This is a genomic window from Achromobacter sp. (assembly GCF_032113835.1).
In the GTDB taxonomy this organism is placed as follows: Bacteria; Pseudomonadota; Gammaproteobacteria; order Burkholderiales; family Burkholderiaceae_B; genus Achromobacter.
The window spans coordinates 1-14,697 of the sequence record NZ_DAMCTG010000113.1 but is presented as its reverse complement, the minus strand read 5'-3'; the positions used below and the strand labels follow the sequence as shown (position 1 = coordinate 14,697).

The following is a 14,697-nucleotide window of genomic DNA, read 5'->3' as shown; positions in this document are numbered from 1 at the left end:
TCGGCATGGTGATCACGTTCATGACGCTGATCATGACCAAGCGCCTGTCGCCGCTTGTCGCCCTCATCCTTGTCCCCATTATCTTTGCGCTGCTTGGCGGCTTTGGCGCGGGCATCGACAAGATGATGCTGGACGGCATCCGCAAGATCGCGCCGACCGGCGTGATGCTGATGTTCGCCATCCTGTACTTCGGTGTGATGATCGACGCGGGCCTGTTCGATCCCATCGTCGGCCGCATCCTGCGCGCGGTGAAGGGCGATCCGCTGAAGATCGTGGTGGGCACGACCGTGCTGGCGCTGGTGATCTCGCTGGACGGCGACGGTTCCACCACCTACATGATCGTCGTGGCGTCGATGCTGCCGCTGTACCGGCGCCTGAAGATGAACGCGCTGTCCATGACCTGCCTGGCGATGCTGGCCAGCGGCGTCATGAACCTGACGCCGTGGGGCGGACCGACGGCGCGCGCCGCCAGCGCGCTGCACGTGGACGCGGGCGATATCTTTGTGCCGCTGGTGCCGGTGATGGGCGTGTCCATCGTGGCGATCCTGATCCTGGCGTTCTTCCTGGGCCTGCGCGAGCGCCGCCGTCTGGGCGTGCTGGCGCTGCCGGAAGGCGCGTCGCTGCATGCCGGCTACGACGAGGACGGTCCGAAGAATCTGCCCGAGATCGAGGTCGACCATGACCTGCGCCGTCCCAAGCTGCTGTGGGTGAACGCGGGCCTGACGCTGGCGCTGATGGTGAGCCTGGTGCTGGGCGTGCTGCCGCTGCCCGTGCTGTTCATGATCGCCTTCGCGATTGCGCTCATCATCAACTACCCGAACCTGGCCGAGCAGCGCCGCCGCGTGGCGCAGCATGCGGGCAACGTGTTGTCGGTGGTGTCGCTGATCTTCGCGGCGGGCATCTTCACCGGCATCCTGTCGGGCACGGGCATGGTCGAAGCCATGTCGCGCAGCCTGCTTGCCGTCATTCCCGACGCGCTGGGACCGTATCTGGCGGGCATCACCGCGCTGGTCAGCCTGCCGTTCACGTTCTTCATGTCGAACGACGCCTTCTACTTCGGCGTGCTCCCCATCCTGAGCGAAGCCGCGCAAGGCTACGGGATCACGCCCGTCGAGATGGCGCGCGCCTCGCTGATCGGCCAGCCCGTCCACCTGCTCAGCCCGCTCGTGCCGTCCACCTACTTGCTCGTCGGCCTGGCCGGCGTGGAATTCGGCGACCACCAGCGCTATGCGCTGAAGTGGGCCACGATGGTCTGCATGGTGATGCTGGTTGCCGCCCTGGCGTTTGGCCTGTTCCCCCTGGTGGGCGCGGCCGCCTGATTCTCCGCGGCGCGTGCCGCACGACATTGAAAGGAAGCACCATGGCTTTGCGCATCGCCTACGTCACCAGCGGCATGGGCCATACCGGCACCGCGATCTGCCAGGCGCTGCATCGCGCCGGCCATCGCGTCATCGCCGGCTGCGGTCCGCGCTCATCCCGCAAGGACCACTGGCTGAAGGAACAGAAGTCGCTGGGTTACGACTTCATCGCCTCGGAAGGCGACGCCACCGACTGGGCATCGACCGAGGCCGCGTTCGCCAAGGTCCGGCGCGAGGTCGGCGAGATCGACGTGCTGGTCAACAACGCGGGCTCCATGCTGGACATGCGCTTTCGGCAGATGAGCCACGCCGACTGGTCGGCCGTCCTGCGCAGCAACCTGGACACGCTCTTCAACAGCACCAAGCAGGTCGTCGACAGCATGGCGGACCGCGGCTGGGGGCGCATCATCAACATCGGATCGGTGGCGGCCGAGAAAGGCCAGATCGGCCAGATCAACTTCGCGACCGCCAAGGGCGCGGTCATCGGCTTCACGCGCTCGCTCGCGCAGGAAGTGGCGGCGCGCGGCGTGACGGTGAACCTGGTGTCGCCGGGCTTCATCGCCGACGACACGGTCCGCGCCTTCCCGCCGGCGCTGCTGGACCGCATTGTCGAAAGCGTGCCGGTGGGCAGGCTGGGCACGGCGCAGGATCTGGCCGGCCTGTGCGTGTGGCTGGCCTCGGACGAGGCCGCGTTTGTCACGGGCGCCAATTACGCCATCAACGGCGGCGTGTACATGAGCTGATGCGGGGGCGTCAGGCCCGCGCAGGTCAGTGGCCGCGGCTTTTCAGGAAATCGGCGATGGAGGTCTCGGTGCGCTTGCTGTCCGCCAGCCATTCCACGCGCCACTCCGTGATGCGCTCTGCGGTGTAGTGTTCAAAAACGCCTGGGGTCGGCTCGTTGATGGACTCCAGCTGCCGCACCAGCACCAGCGGTTGTTCCGCGCCCGGCGTGTCCTGCGAAAACGCCGCGGCGTCTTCGAAGGTGACAAAGGCGTAGTAGTAATCGTCGCCTTCATGCAGGTCTTCGCCGCCCGCATGCGGGTGCACCCACACGCGATATTCCAGGACGTCGTCGTAAAAGTACCCGCCGCCCGACTTGGTCATGGCGGGGTATTCGCCGATCTGATCCGGATCGATGGCGATGGGGTGGGCGGAAGATATGCCGGGTGTCATGGTGCTGCGGGCTCCGATTGTTCTGCGTGGGGCAGGTAGGCAGGGCCGACACCTTATCGCAGTTTCGTGGCGCCTGCCGTGCCACAATGTGCCGGTTTCATCGCATGAGGAGCGAGAGTCCATGGCAAGGAAGTCTTTGTATGTCGCGGCCGGGGTGGGGCTGATGTCGCTGGCGGTGCTTGCCGCCTGCGGCAAGAAGGACGTGTATCCGCCCGAGGTTCAGCGCGAGACCTACAGTTCTTGCGTGGCGGGCTTCAAGTCCAAGGTCCCGGTCACGCCCAAGGCTGAAACGGCCGCCGCCAGCTACTGCAACTGCGTGGTCGATGGGTTGCAGAAGTCCGTGCCGTACGAGGAGTTCAAGCAACTGGACCAGCTTCTGTCCACCAAGAGCTCGACGCCGGACATGGAAAGGCTGGGCAAGGGCGTGTCCGACGTGGTCAACGCCTGCCTGAAGCGCGAGATGCCCAAGGGCTGACCCGCGCGGCTGCGTCAACGTGGCGTTCGCCGCACGCTGGCGCGGCCGCTTCAGCGAAACACCGACCAGGCCGGCGTCGCGTCAGGTGCACTGCCAAAGGTGTCCGCTGACGCGGCAGGCGGCGCACCAGAAGGTGTAGTTGCAGCCGCCGCTGCCCCACAGCCATTCGCCGCCCTCCGCTTGCGGCAGGCCGGAGTCCAACTGCATGGCCAGCGGCATGTCCTTGCCGCAGTCGGGACACGCCGGATAGTCGGCGGATTGCACCCAGCTCGGTGCGCCGCCGACCCGGCTGAGGTTCTGGCGGCCATTGGACTCGCCCCAGTCCTGCCAATGCCAGCGCGCCGGCGCCTTGAACAGCGTCACGTCGGCGTCCTGCAGCGGATTCGCGACGAAGTCCGGCGTCAAGGGAGCATCGCGCTCCTGGCTGGGATGCGTCTGCGGCGCGCCGTCCTCGGCGTGACGAAAGAGCAGGGCGCCGTCGGTTTCCCAGCCCTGGCACGACAGGCAGGTGGCGAATTCAATGGCGCTGGGGCTATCGATGCCGGCCGCGGCGGGATCTTGAATGGCCAGCAGCCGGTGCAGAGGGCCGTGGCACAGGCCGCAGCGGCCCGCCGACGTGCCGCCCATGCGCGCCTGCACGCCGTCCGTCGATTCGGGGTTCCAGGTTGGATGCGCGCGCTGCACCTCGCGCCGCCACGCCGGCTGTTGCGCCAGCATGGACTTGCGTTGCGCGTCGCTGAATCCGATATGCAGCGGCTGTTCCCCGTGCAAGGCGCGCAGGGCGCCTTCGTGTTCCGTATAGCCCGCCTGATGCAACCACGATGCGGCGTCGGGGCCGGCTTCAGGAAACAGGCGGCGCCAGGCCGCGTACACCGCCTGAGGCCGGCGCGACCGCAGCAATGCGACGGCGCGCGCGTGGCCTGGACCGCCTTCGGAAAGGTCTTCGTCCAGCCGGCGCAGCCAGCCGTGCAGCGTGGCGTCGTCAAGGGCGCGCCATGCGAGATCGGCCGCGTATTCCGGGCCGCCATCGTCGTCTTGCACGGCGGTCAGCAGCCGCTCCCATTCCGGGGCGAAGGCTTCGGGATGCTGGACCGCCGCGGAATCCAGGATCCCCCGCGCCAGTTCGGAATCCGCACCGCGCCGCCAGACCTCGCGAACCGTCGCCACATAGGCTGTGTCGTCCATCAGATCCAGCGCGGCGTCGATGAAGGTGGCGTGCTTCGGCGGCCTGTCCAGCGCCTGCCGCACCAGATCGGCCAGCGCCGCGGGCGCATCCCGCCGCAATTGCAGCATCTGCGCCATGGGGTCGTTGTTCTTCCAGCCCAGGCGCTCGTAGGCGTCAAGAATCTCGGTGGCGGTTTTCATCGGCCGGTCCAGAATTGATCGAGCCGGGAGGATATCCGATGGCGTGGTTTGCCGCGGACCGGTGACGCAGGCCGGGGCCGGACCCAGGCGCGACCTGTGCCGGGTACGCGCTAGCGTGCCAGCTTTGTCGACACGTCCGTATGCGTGCCGCGATCCAGATCCGCGCCAAGCGGCCTGTCCCATGCGGGCAACGTCTGCAGTTCCTGGCTGACTTCGCCCGCTTCGATGCGCCGCGCAATGTCGTCCAGCAATTGCGTGCGCGTGGCGAATCCCCGGCCCTGCAGATCGCGCGCGAACAGCCGGTAACGCAGATTGGGTTCAGCGCCTTTCATCACACCCAGATTCAGGATGTGGCCTTGCTCGTTGCGCAACAGCAAATGGCCGGGGCGGGCATAGATGCGGTAAATGCGCCAGGGCGACGAGATGGCGGCGTGCATGGGATATGGATCGCACCCCGGATCGCAACCCGGATCGCGACGGATGTCGCCATGGCCGCCGGGCGTCGGTGGCTTCGAGGGAAGGCGCTTGATGCACGCGTTGGCGAATCGGGCGATGGATCTGCTGAAAACGCTCACGTAGCGCCCGCCGCTATCGCGGGAAAATCGACGGGGCGGGGGGCTGGCGGCAGGGGCTGGCGCTGAATGACCACGGGTTGTTCCTCATATGGCGATACGGCGAGGCGACGCGCGTTCAAGCACCACGGGGCCAGCATACGCGCTTTAGACAGCCGGCTTGCGCGCTGAGTGGATTGGTTACTCATTAAGCACAAAGCGCGTTGACTTCCCCACGCACGCCGCCCATAGTGACCTTGAGTCTTTTCGAGCATCGTGATTTTCGTCCGGTCTTGCACCCTCCCAGGGGCGCCTAATTGTTCGCGATCCTTTCCTTGACTGGCCTCATTTCGCGGGTATACCCCGCATTCAAAGGAGAGCGTCAATGGAAACCGGAATTGTGAAGTGGTTTAACGATGCCAAGGGTTTTGGCTTCATCATGCCCGAGGATGGCGGCAAGGATCTGTTCGCGCACTTCTCGGAGATCGTCAGCGACGGCCACAAGGTGCTTCTTGAAAATCAACGTGTCAGCTACGTGACCGCGCAAGGCGCCAAGGGCCCGCACGCGACGCAGATCCGCGCATTGTGACTGGCGGCCGAAAGGTCTTCCGGTCAGATATTGGAGGTCCCATGTTTCATAACAATATGGTCTACAAGGGCTACCGGCTTACGGCGAGTGTGTCCCGGATTGCGAGCGGCAACGTACGCCGGCCGGCCTTTACCGCAACCGTGGCCGTCGAATTGGCGGGTGATCGGGACCGGTTTGGGGAGCCGCATGCCGTGCCGCTGTTCGACGCCGGCGGATTCGTCGCCACGCCCGGCATGGCGGTCGACGCCGCGATCACGCATGGTCGCTTGATGGTGGATGCGCATTCCCAGGCAGAGTGACGGCGAGATGCGAGCCGCCGGGCAGCGCGAATCGCTGCCCATGAACGGCACAATAGCTCTGACAGGGCCGCCCGCGTTACGCGGGGCGGCCCATTTGCTTTTTGGGCGAACGCCCGCCAGTTTGCGCGCGCCATTCTTTTGGTTTAAATTTCGGAAAAATTCTCATTTAGATTTGATCGCCGGGAGGAGTGTTGGCCGCAGAATCGGGCGTACAGCAGCAGTTGCACACGCTGTACCGCGACCATCATTCCTGGCTGTTTGGCTGGCTGCGCAAACGCATGGGTTGTGCGCACAATGCCGCGGACGTGGCGCAAGACACGTTCGAACGCCTCCTCGCCTCGCGTGACGTCCTGTTGGGTCAGCGCCTGCAGATCAACGAGCCGCGCGCCTACCTGACCACGACCGCGAAACGATTGCTGATCGACCGCGCTCGCCGTGAGCAGCTTGAACGCGCCTACCTGGCCGAACTCGAGCTGATGGCCGAGGACCTTCCGCAATATCCTTCCCCCGAACAATTGCTGATTGCCATGCAGGCACTGGACCAGATCTGCCGCGTGCTGGAAGGCGTGTCGGCCAAGGCGCGAGCGGCGTTTCTGCTGCACTACCTGGACGGGCAGACGCATGCCGCGGTCGCCGGCCACCTGGGCGTGTCCACGAAGATGGTGCAGAAGTATCTGGTGCAGGTCCTGCTGCACTGCGGCCGTCTGCTCGCCTGACACGGAAAGCCGCAGATGTCAGCGACCGTCTCCGACAATGACGCATTGGCCGCCCAGGCGGCGCAATGGATCGTCGCGCTTTCGGCCGACGACGACATCGAGCGCGAGCGCGCGCGCACGCAGTTCGAGGCATGGAAGCGGGCCGATCCTCGCCATGCCGCCGCGGCAGCCGGCATGGAACGGCTGTTGGGACAAGTGAGCGACGTACGCGTCACGGGCACGGGCGGCGCGGGCAACGCCGCGGTCGCGGCGGTGCTGGCCATGCAGGGCAAGCGCCGCCGGATCAAGACCTATGTGGCGGCACTGGCCTTGGCGTGCACGCTGGCCGTGCCTGTGTGGCTGGCGCTTCAAGCCTACCCGCCGTCCTATCTGCTGGCAGACGTGCGCGCGGGAACCGGGCAATGGAAGACGCAGACGCTGGCGGATGGCACGCGCATCACCTTGAACAGCGCCAGCGCCGTCAACCTGCGCTACGACCCCGCTCGCCGCATGATCGAGCTGCTGCAGGGCGAGATCCTGGTCGACGTGGCCAAGGACGCGGCCCGCCCCTTCGTGATCGAGACGCGCGACGGCGCCATGCGGGCGGTGGGAACGCGCTTCGTGGTCAGCCGCGAGGAGGATTCGACGGTGCTGCAGGTGCTGGAATCCAAGGTCACGGTGCAGACCGCAGACCAGCGCCGGACGCGCAGCGCTGAATCGGCGCTGATCGAGGCCGGGCAGTCCGTGCGTATCCGCCCCGATGGTCTGGGGCCGGTCACGCCGATCGATCCGCGCAGCGTCGAGGACGCCTGGGCGCAGCATCGGCTGTTCGTGGAGGACCGGCCGCTGGCCGAGGTGCTGGACACGCTGAACCGCCACCGCAGCGGCCATATCCAGTACGACGCCGCCGCCATCGGCCACCTGCGTATTTCGGCGGTGCTGCCGCTGGACGACACCGATCGCGCCCTGCAGTTGCTGGCCGCGAACCTGCCCGGCCTGCGCATCCGCACCTATACGCCCTATCTCGTGCGCGTGGACCTGCCGGCGGCGCACTGACCTCGTTTCAAAAAAATTGGTGATGCTGGTTCCAGTTCCGGATTCTCGCTCGTCAAGGAAAGAGAACACCCGAACAGGACCCGAAGACATGGCATTCCTTAGCCGTGGCGCGCCGCGCGCCAACGCGTATCCCACCGGCCGCATCCGCCGCCTTCCGTTTGCCCGGCATCTGCCGCTGGCCATCGCCGCCGCACTGGCGGTGCTGGAACCGCCTGCCGTGCATGCGCAGTCCGCACCCGCGGCGGCCATGGCGTACGACATTCCCGCCGGTCCGCTGGCGCCCGCGCTCAGCCGCTATGCCCAGCAGTCCGGCGCCGAGATCGTGCTGGACGTGCGCGCCCTGGACGGCATCAGCACGCAGGGGCTGCGCGGGCGTTATGGGGTGAACGAAGGCTTTGATGCGCTGCTGCAGGGCACGGGCTATCGCGCCAGCAAGACGGCGGTGGGCTACGTGCTGGTGCCCGCGCCGCCGGGCCGCGATGGCGTGACCACGCTGGATGCCGTCCGTGTGGATGGCAACGGCGTGCGCAGCGCAACGACCGAGGGGTCGGGCTCGTATGCGGCCAGGGCGGTCACCCTGACCAAGGGCGCCCAGTCGCTTCGCGAGATTCCGCAATCGGTGTCGGTGATGACGCGCCAGCAGATGGACGACCAGGGCCTGACCACGGTGGCTGAGGCATTGAGCTACGTGACCGGCATGACCCCTTCGGACTACGAAGGCACCGAGAAATTCAGCGCGCGCGGCTTCGGCACCAGCACCCAGTACGACGGCCTGCCGCAGCAGGACTACAGCCCGCACATGGACCTGGCCATTTATGACCGCGTTGAGATTCTGCGCGGGCCGTCGGGCCTGTTGACAGGCACCGGCGAGCCGGGCGGCATCGTCAACTACGTGCGCAAGCGCCCGTTGGACATGGCGCATTTCTCGGCGTCCGCATCGGTCGGGTCCTGGAACCACCGCCGTATCGAAGCCGATGGCGGCGGCCCCCTTAACGGCGCCGGTACGCTGCGCGGCCGGCTCGTGGGCGCCTACGAGGCGGAAGACAAGTTCTACGACTACGGCCGATCGGAGCCCACGACGCTCTACGGTGTGCTGGAGTACGACTTCACGCCCAACACCACGCTTGGACTCACCGCCGCATACAACCAGCGCCGCTTCCGCAATTTCAATGGCCTGCCGCTGTACGCGGACGACAGCCTGCCGGCGCGCGACGACTACGTCGGGCCCAGCAAGATGTCCAACATGGACACCTACGACTTGGGCGCCGACCTGACGCACCGCTTCGGCGGCGGCTGGGAGCTGAAGGCGGCGTACCTGCACCGCGACACGCGCTACCGCGGCTACTCGGCGTTCGTCACCGCGCCGCTGGATGTGGAGACGGGACGCAGCGGCATGAGCGTCGGTCGCATCGCCAACGACTTCAAGTGGGACCAGGGCGACATTCACGTATCCGGTCCGGTGCGCATGCTGGGCCGTGACCACATTGTGACGCTGGGCTACAACTACGCGCGGTACGACTCCACGACGGGCAGCCGCTTTGCGACGCTGGCCGACTGGGATCCGCTGCACGACCACGATTTCGGCGCCATCTACGACCAGCCCGTCATCAACAAGAGCAACTCCATCACGACGCAGTCGGGCCTGTATGCGACCGGCCGCTTCAAGCTCGCCGACCCGTTGACCCTGGTGCTGGGCGGGCGCTGGACCGACTATTCCGAAAAGAGCCGCGACGTGTCGCCGGTGGCGTCGGACTACACGCGCAGCGCGGCCAATGTCAGCAATGAATTCACGCCTTTCGGCGGCGTGGTCTGGGACGTGAGCAAACAGGTGTCCGTGTACGCCAGCTACGCCGACATCTTCGTGCCGCAATCGCAGAAGGACTACACCGGCCAGACGCTCAAGCCCCGCGTGGGCTGGCAGACCGAGGCGGGCATCAAGGGCGAGTTCTTCGACGGCCGCCTGAATGCGTCGCTGGCGGTGTTCCGCATCCGGGACCAGAACCGCGCCATGACGGACGAAGCGCACATCGGTTGCGACGGCACGGTGAACGGCACGTGCTACCGACCCGCCGGCAAGGTGCAAAGCCAGGGCTGGGAGGCGGAGGTCAGCGGCAGTCCGGCGCCGGGTTGGGATATTTCGGCGGGCTATACGTACACCAACGCCAAGTACCTTCAGGACTCGAACCCGGCCAATGTGGGCCAACGTTTCGCTGCCGACGTGCTGCCCAAGCACCTGTTCAAGCTTTGGACGCAATACCGCTTTGGCCGCGACGACTTCGGAGGCGCACTGGTGGGCTGGCGAGTGGGCACAGGCGTGCAGGCGCAAAGCGACGTGTATACGTCGTCCATGCGGCAGGGCGGGTACATGACGGTGTCCGCGCGCGTGGGCTACCAGATCAACAAGAACTGGGATGCCGCGCTGTCGGTGAACAACCTGTTCAACCGCGAATACCTGCGCACCCCGGGTTACGGCATCTTCTACAACATCTACGGCGCGCCCCGCAACGCCATGCTGACCGTGCGCTACGCGATGTAGGCGCGTGCGTCAGCGCTTGCGCCCCAGCAGCTGTGCAAGTTTGTTCGTGCACGTTGCTGGGGGGCCACGCCGAACGAAGCTGCCGTACAAAACAGCTGCAATAGGAATCATTAACATCTAATATCACGCCCTGGATGCGCGCCGGCTTGCTGTGGCCGTGCGCCGGAAATTTCCTTAGGGGCATCATGGGGGAGCGGTTCTTCGGCGTGGTTGCCGAGGCATACAAGGCGTGGAACGCCGAGCTGGTCGGTTTCTTGAACCGGCAGCTCAAGCGTTCGCCGGATACCGCGCAGGATCTGGCGCAGGAGACCTTCGCCAAATGGCTTGCGGCAAGCAAGAGCGGCGAACAGCTGGAAAAGCCACGCGCGTACCTGTATGAGATCGCCCGCAATCTGCTGCGCGACCATTGGCGGCGCGAGGGCGTGCGCGGCGAGCACGTCGTGGCCAGCCTGGACGATCAGGGGTTCGAGCCGCCCGCGGACAGCCTGGCCGCGCATGCGGGCCTGCAACCCGAGGCGCGCGCCGACGCCAACCAGCGCCTGCGCCTGCTGCAGGCTGCCATCGACGACATGCCGGCGCGCCAGCGCGAAGCGTTTTTGCTTTATCGGTATGATGAGCTGCGCTGCGAGGAGATCGCCAGCCGCATGGGCATTTCGGTCCGCGCGGTGGAAAAGCACCTGCAGTTGGCTCTGGCGCATTGCAAGCGTCGCGTCCAGGGCGAATCCTGATGAACCCATCCCAACCTTTATCCGCCACCGAAGCCGCCGCCAGCGCATGGTTCCTGCGCCGGCGCGAGGCTGCGCTCGATGCAAACGCGGAACGCGAGTTTCAGGCCTGGCTGGCCGAGTCGCCGCTTCATCGCCAGGAATACGAAAGCCTTGCCAAGGTCTGGGACGACTTGGCCGCACTTCCGCGCCCCGCACCCCAGATTGCGACGCAGGCGCCTGCGCGGCGCGCACCCCGGTTTACCGCTTACGTGAAGTGGGGATGCGTAGCCGCGGCCGTGGCGCTGACCGTCGCTGCCGCTTACCAATATCTGCCGGTCAGCTACACGACGCTGGCCAACGCCGCCACGCAGACCCGTAGCGTCGACCTTCCTGACGGCACGCAGATCCATGCCAACGGCGGCACGCGCGTCACCGTGAAATACACGCTGGCCGAGCGGCGCATCAGCATCGAAGGCGGAGAGGTTTTCATCGACGCGGCGGCCGACCGGCGTCCACTGATCGTGGAAGCAGGCGGCGCCCGGCTGCGCGATATCGGCACCGAGTTCAACGTGCTGCTGCTGCCGGACACGCTGCAGGTGGGCGTGCGCAGTGGCGTCGTGCTGCTGGATTCGGGCGATGCGCAGACGCCCGTCGTCCGTCGGTTGCAGGCGGGCGATACGGTCAGGCTTGCGCGCGGCCCCGGCCGCCAAGTGCGCGAGCAGCGCGTGCCGCTGACCGAGATCGGCGCCTGGCAGGACGGCGTGGTGGTGGTGCATGACATGACTGTGCAGCAATTGGCCGCATACATGGCGCTGCACCGAGAGGCGCCCGTGCTGGTCGCGGATGCGCGCGCCGGCGGTCTGCGGCTGTCGGGCACGCTGGACTTGCGCCAACCCGAGGCGTTCCTGGACGTGCTGCCCAGCCTGCTGCCCGTGACGCTGAATCGCCGGCCCGACGGCACGGCGGTGGTCGCCAGCCGCTAGCCCCACCGCCGGTTCGGGCATGCGAATAATTATTTTTCCCAACACGTTCGGGTTTTGGCCGCTCGTGCGTCTTCCCCTGTGAAAGTTCACTTCTTCTCGTGGGGATAGACCATGGCGTCTCGCCATTTTCATTGCCGGCCCAGCGTTGGCCGTTACGCGCTGTTGTGCGCATTGTCGATGACCGTACTTGCGGCGGGCGCCCTGACGTCCCGTCCCGCCCATGCGCAGGCCGCCCAGGCGCAGGCCATTGAATTGGCGGCGGGCAGCATGGCGGATTCTCTGGTCAGTCTGGGACGGCAGGCGCAGGTGCAGATCCTGTTCAGCCCCGGCGCCGTGGCTGGCCTGCAGGCGCCGGCCGTCTCTGGCCGGCTGACGCCGCAAGCCGCGCTGGACCGGCTGCTGGCGCGCTCCGGGCTGGTCGCGGTGCCCAGCGGTTCCGGCTTCATCGTGCGCGCGCCGTCCGGCGGCAGCAGCAGTGACGCCACGACGCTGGCGCCCGTGACCGTCACGGGTCGCGACCTCGCCACGACCGAAGGCACGGGTTCCTACACCACGCCGGCCGTCACCATCGGCAAGAACGTGCAAAGCCTGCGCGAGATTCCGCAGTCCATTTCCGTGGTCACGCGCCAACTGCTGGACGACCAGAACCTCGTGAACCTGGATGACGCCATGCGCACGGTCACGGGCGTCACGGTCGAAGCCGGCAGCGTGGGCGGCAATCACGGGAACTTCTATTCGCGCGGCTACGCGCTGGACACGATCCAGGTGGACGGCGTCAACACGCCCGCCAGCACCGGGAACGATCTGTCGGCCGGCTTCGGCCTGGCCATCTACGACCGCATCGAAGTATTGCGCGGACCGGCCGGGCTGTTCCAGGGTGCGGGCGATCCGGGCGGCACGGTGAACCTGGTGCGCAAGCGCGCGCAGCGGGATTTCGCGTTCAGCGGCCAGGTCATGGCCGGATCGTGGGACCGCTACTACACCGAAGCCGACATCACCGGACCGCTGGACAGCGATGGCCGGCTACGCGGACGGCTGGTCGCGTCCTACGACGACCGCCGCTCGTTCGTGGACGGCGTCTATACCCGCAAGCCGCTGTTTTACGGCACGATGAGTTTTGATGTGACGCCGGACACGACGCTGACGGCGGGCGCCACCTATCAGCAGTACAAGGGTCGCCCGTTCTTCGGCCTGCCCGGCTATACCGACGGCCGTCTGCTCGACGTGCGCCGCTCGACCAACCTGGATCCGAGCTGGAACCACATCACCGAGGAAATCACCGAGTATTTCGCTGACGTGGAGCATCGCCTGTCGAACGGCGGACGCATCAAGGTCAGCGGCCTGTATCGCGAGCAGGACGAGCCAAGCCGCGAGTTCGGCTGGTCCGATTGCGCCGTGGACCCGGTGACCGGCGACACGTGTCTGGTCAGCTGGAAGTACCGCAGCAACTGGAAAACCTATGGCCTGGATGCCTTCGTGTCCACGCCGTTCGATGCCTTCGGCCGTACGCATGAGCTGATCGTGGGCGCGGACTACCGCAACGTCCACAAGAACTTCCAGTACGGGGGCGGGGATACGGCGGACATCAACCTCTACCATCCCGACAACGACATTCCCAAGCCGGACTACGAGTTCACCAACGGCAACGACAGCAAGACCCATCAGTACGGCCTCTATGCCCGCACCAACCTGCGCGTGGCCGATGCCGCGACGGTCATCGCCGGCGGCCGCCTGACCTGGTGGAACAACAAGACGGCCAACCGCAACGCCTACTTCAATCAGTTCTCCAACACCGACACCAGCATCAACGCCAAGTTCACGCCTTACCTCGGGCTGGTGGTGGACCTGAACGACCAGCTGTCCGCCTACACCAGCTACACCAGCATCTTCTCGCCGCAGACGGTCACCGACGTGAACGGGCAGCCGCTGAATGCCCGTACGGGCAAGCAGTTCGAGATCGGCTTGAAGGGCGAATTCCTGGACAAGCGCCTGAACGGCCACGTCGCGCTGTTCCGCATGGACGACGAGAATCGCGCCATGACGGACCCGGATAATCCGCTGTTCTCGATGGCCGCGGGCAAGATGCGCAACCAGGGCTTTGAAGCGGAGATCAGCGGCAGTCCGGCGCCGGGTTGGGACATCACGGCCGGATACGCCTACACGACGACCAAGACGCTGCAGGGCACGGAGGACCAGAAGGCGCAGCAATACGTCTTCATCACGCCGCGCCACACCTTCAATTTGTGGACCAAGTATTCGTTCGCGTCCGGTCCCATGGAAGGCTGGTCGCTGGGGGCGGGCGTGCGCAGCGTCAGCAGCATGTACCGTTTGAACGGGCCAGTGAAGTTCGAGCAGCGCCCGTACACCACGGTGTCGGCGCAGGCGGGCTACCGCTTCAACAAGCATGTGGATGCGACGCTGACGGTGAACAACCTGTTCGACAAGGTCTACTACCAGCGCGTGTGGGCGGCCTACGGGTCGAACTACTACGGCGAGCCGCGCAGCGTCATGCTGGCGGTGCGCGCGACATACTGAGGCAAAGGCGGAAGGGGGCGCCGCGCCGCGTTGGCGCGGCGGCTCAGGCTTTCAGTCCCAGCCGCCTTGCCAGCTTGTGCAGGTTGCTGGGGTCCACGTCCAGCGCCCGGGCGGTCACCGCCCAGTTGCCCTGGTTGGCGTCCAGCGCCCGCCGGATGACCTGACGCTGGCAGGCGTCGACCGCGTCGCGCAGCGATTGAACAGGGGCGCTTGCATCAGGGGCATCGGCCGCATCGTCTTCCAGCGACGCCGGCATGTCGCCGTCGGACAGGTCCAGCAGCTTGGCGCCCAGCGTGACGATCTCGTTGCGGCTGGCGCCGTGGCTGACGGCCTTGATGGCGGCGCGGCTGATGACGTGTTCCAGTTCGCGCACGT

The 14,697-nt window shown here is 66.3% G+C and carries 14 protein-coding genes and 1 pseudogene; 11 read left to right on the top strand and 4 right to left on the bottom strand.

Going from position 1 to position 14,697, the window contains the following annotated elements:
* Together RT697_RS24770 and RT697_RS24765 are read left to right on the top strand one after the other, a co-directional pair.
* Positions 1-1,319, top strand: a 1,319-nt coding sequence (locus RT697_RS24770) for a CitMHS family transporter (RefSeq protein WP_313702326.1), incomplete at its 5' end; no start/stop codon positions are given.
* A 41-nt stretch (positions 1,320-1,360) separates the two neighbouring features.
* Positions 1,361-2,101: an SDR family oxidoreductase gene (locus tag RT697_RS24765; RefSeq protein WP_312430581.1), complete on the top strand. Its 741-nt coding sequence runs from the start codon at positions 1,361-1,363 to the stop codon at positions 2,099-2,101.
* 25 nt (positions 2,102-2,126) lie between these two features.
* Here the strand turns inward: RT697_RS24765 and RT697_RS24760 are convergent, their stop codons facing one another.
* Complete coding sequence (locus RT697_RS24760) at positions 2,127-2,531, bottom strand: GCN5 family acetyltransferase (RefSeq protein WP_313702325.1); 405 nt, start codon at positions 2,529-2,531, stop codon at positions 2,127-2,129.
* Between the two features lie 121 nt (positions 2,532-2,652).
* Between RT697_RS24760 and RT697_RS24755 the strand changes: the two genes are divergently transcribed.
* Positions 2,653-3,006 (top strand): hypothetical protein, encoded by a 354-nt coding sequence (locus RT697_RS24755; RefSeq protein ID WP_313702324.1) that lies wholly within the window; start codon positions 2,653-2,655, stop codon positions 3,004-3,006.
* An 81-nt stretch (positions 3,007-3,087) separates the two neighbouring features.
* On the opposite strand, the gene RT697_RS24750 is transcribed toward RT697_RS24755, so the two are convergent.
* A complete protein-coding gene (locus RT697_RS24750) occupies positions 3,088-4,371 on the bottom strand; it encodes a hypothetical protein (protein ID WP_313702323.1) in 1,284 nt (427 codons plus the stop codon).
* A 110-nt stretch (positions 4,372-4,481) separates the two neighbouring features.
* Positions 4,482-4,946, bottom strand: a complete 465-nt coding sequence (locus tag RT697_RS24745; protein WP_313702322.1) for a hypothetical protein — start codon at positions 4,944-4,946, stop codon at positions 4,482-4,484.
* A 361-nt stretch (positions 4,947-5,307) separates the two neighbouring features.
* Between RT697_RS24745 and RT697_RS24740 the strand changes: the two genes are divergently transcribed.
* The 8 genes from RT697_RS24740 to RT697_RS24705 all read left to right on the top strand — a co-directional run bounded on the left by RT697_RS24740 (position 5,308) and on the right by RT697_RS24705 (position 14,322).
* The gene (locus RT697_RS24740; protein ID WP_313702321.1) at positions 5,308-5,511 is read left to right on the top strand and encodes a cold-shock protein; all 204 of its coding nucleotides are present in this window, start codon (positions 5,308-5,310) and stop codon (positions 5,509-5,511) included.
* Between the two features lie 41 nt (positions 5,512-5,552).
* Positions 5,553-5,810 carry a hypothetical protein gene (locus RT697_RS24735; protein ID WP_313702320.1) on the top strand — a complete coding sequence of 86 codons (258 nt, stop codon included), beginning with the start codon at positions 5,553-5,555 and terminating at the stop codon, positions 5,808-5,810.
* A gap of 188 nt (positions 5,811-5,998) precedes the next feature.
* Positions 5,999-6,526 carry a sigma-70 family RNA polymerase sigma factor gene (locus RT697_RS24730; protein ID WP_313702319.1) on the top strand — a complete coding sequence of 176 codons (528 nt, stop codon included), beginning with the start codon at positions 5,999-6,001 and terminating at the stop codon, positions 6,524-6,526.
* Positions 6,527-6,541: 15 nt separating this feature from the next.
* Complete coding sequence (locus tag RT697_RS24725; RefSeq protein WP_313702318.1) at positions 6,542-7,561, top strand: FecR domain-containing protein; 1,020 nt, start codon at positions 6,542-6,544, stop codon at positions 7,559-7,561.
* A gap of 88 nt (positions 7,562-7,649) precedes the next feature.
* Complete coding sequence (locus RT697_RS24720) at positions 7,650-10,097, top strand: TonB-dependent siderophore receptor (RefSeq protein ID WP_313702317.1); 2,448 nt, start codon at positions 7,650-7,652, stop codon at positions 10,095-10,097.
* Positions 10,098-10,282: 185 nt separating this feature from the next.
* On the top strand, positions 10,283-10,825 hold the full coding sequence (locus tag RT697_RS24715; RefSeq protein WP_313702316.1) for an RNA polymerase sigma factor: 543 nt from the start codon (positions 10,283-10,285) through the stop codon (positions 10,823-10,825).
* The gene (locus tag RT697_RS24710) at positions 10,825-11,787 is read left to right on the top strand and encodes a FecR domain-containing protein (protein ID WP_313702315.1); all 963 of its coding nucleotides are present in this window, start codon (positions 10,825-10,827) and stop codon (positions 11,785-11,787) included. Before RT697_RS24715 ends, RT697_RS24710 begins: the two co-directional genes overlap by 1 nt.
* A 177-nt stretch (positions 11,788-11,964) precedes the next feature.
* Positions 11,965-14,322 (top strand): TonB-dependent siderophore receptor, encoded by a 2,358-nt coding sequence (locus RT697_RS24705; protein WP_313702314.1) that lies wholly within the window; start codon positions 11,965-11,967, stop codon positions 14,320-14,322.
* Between the two features lie 43 nt (positions 14,323-14,365).
* Here the strand turns inward: RT697_RS24705 and RT697_RS24700 are convergent.
* Positions 14,366-14,697 (bottom strand): annotated as a pseudogene (locus RT697_RS24700) (nitric oxide reductase transcription regulator); the annotation flags it as partial.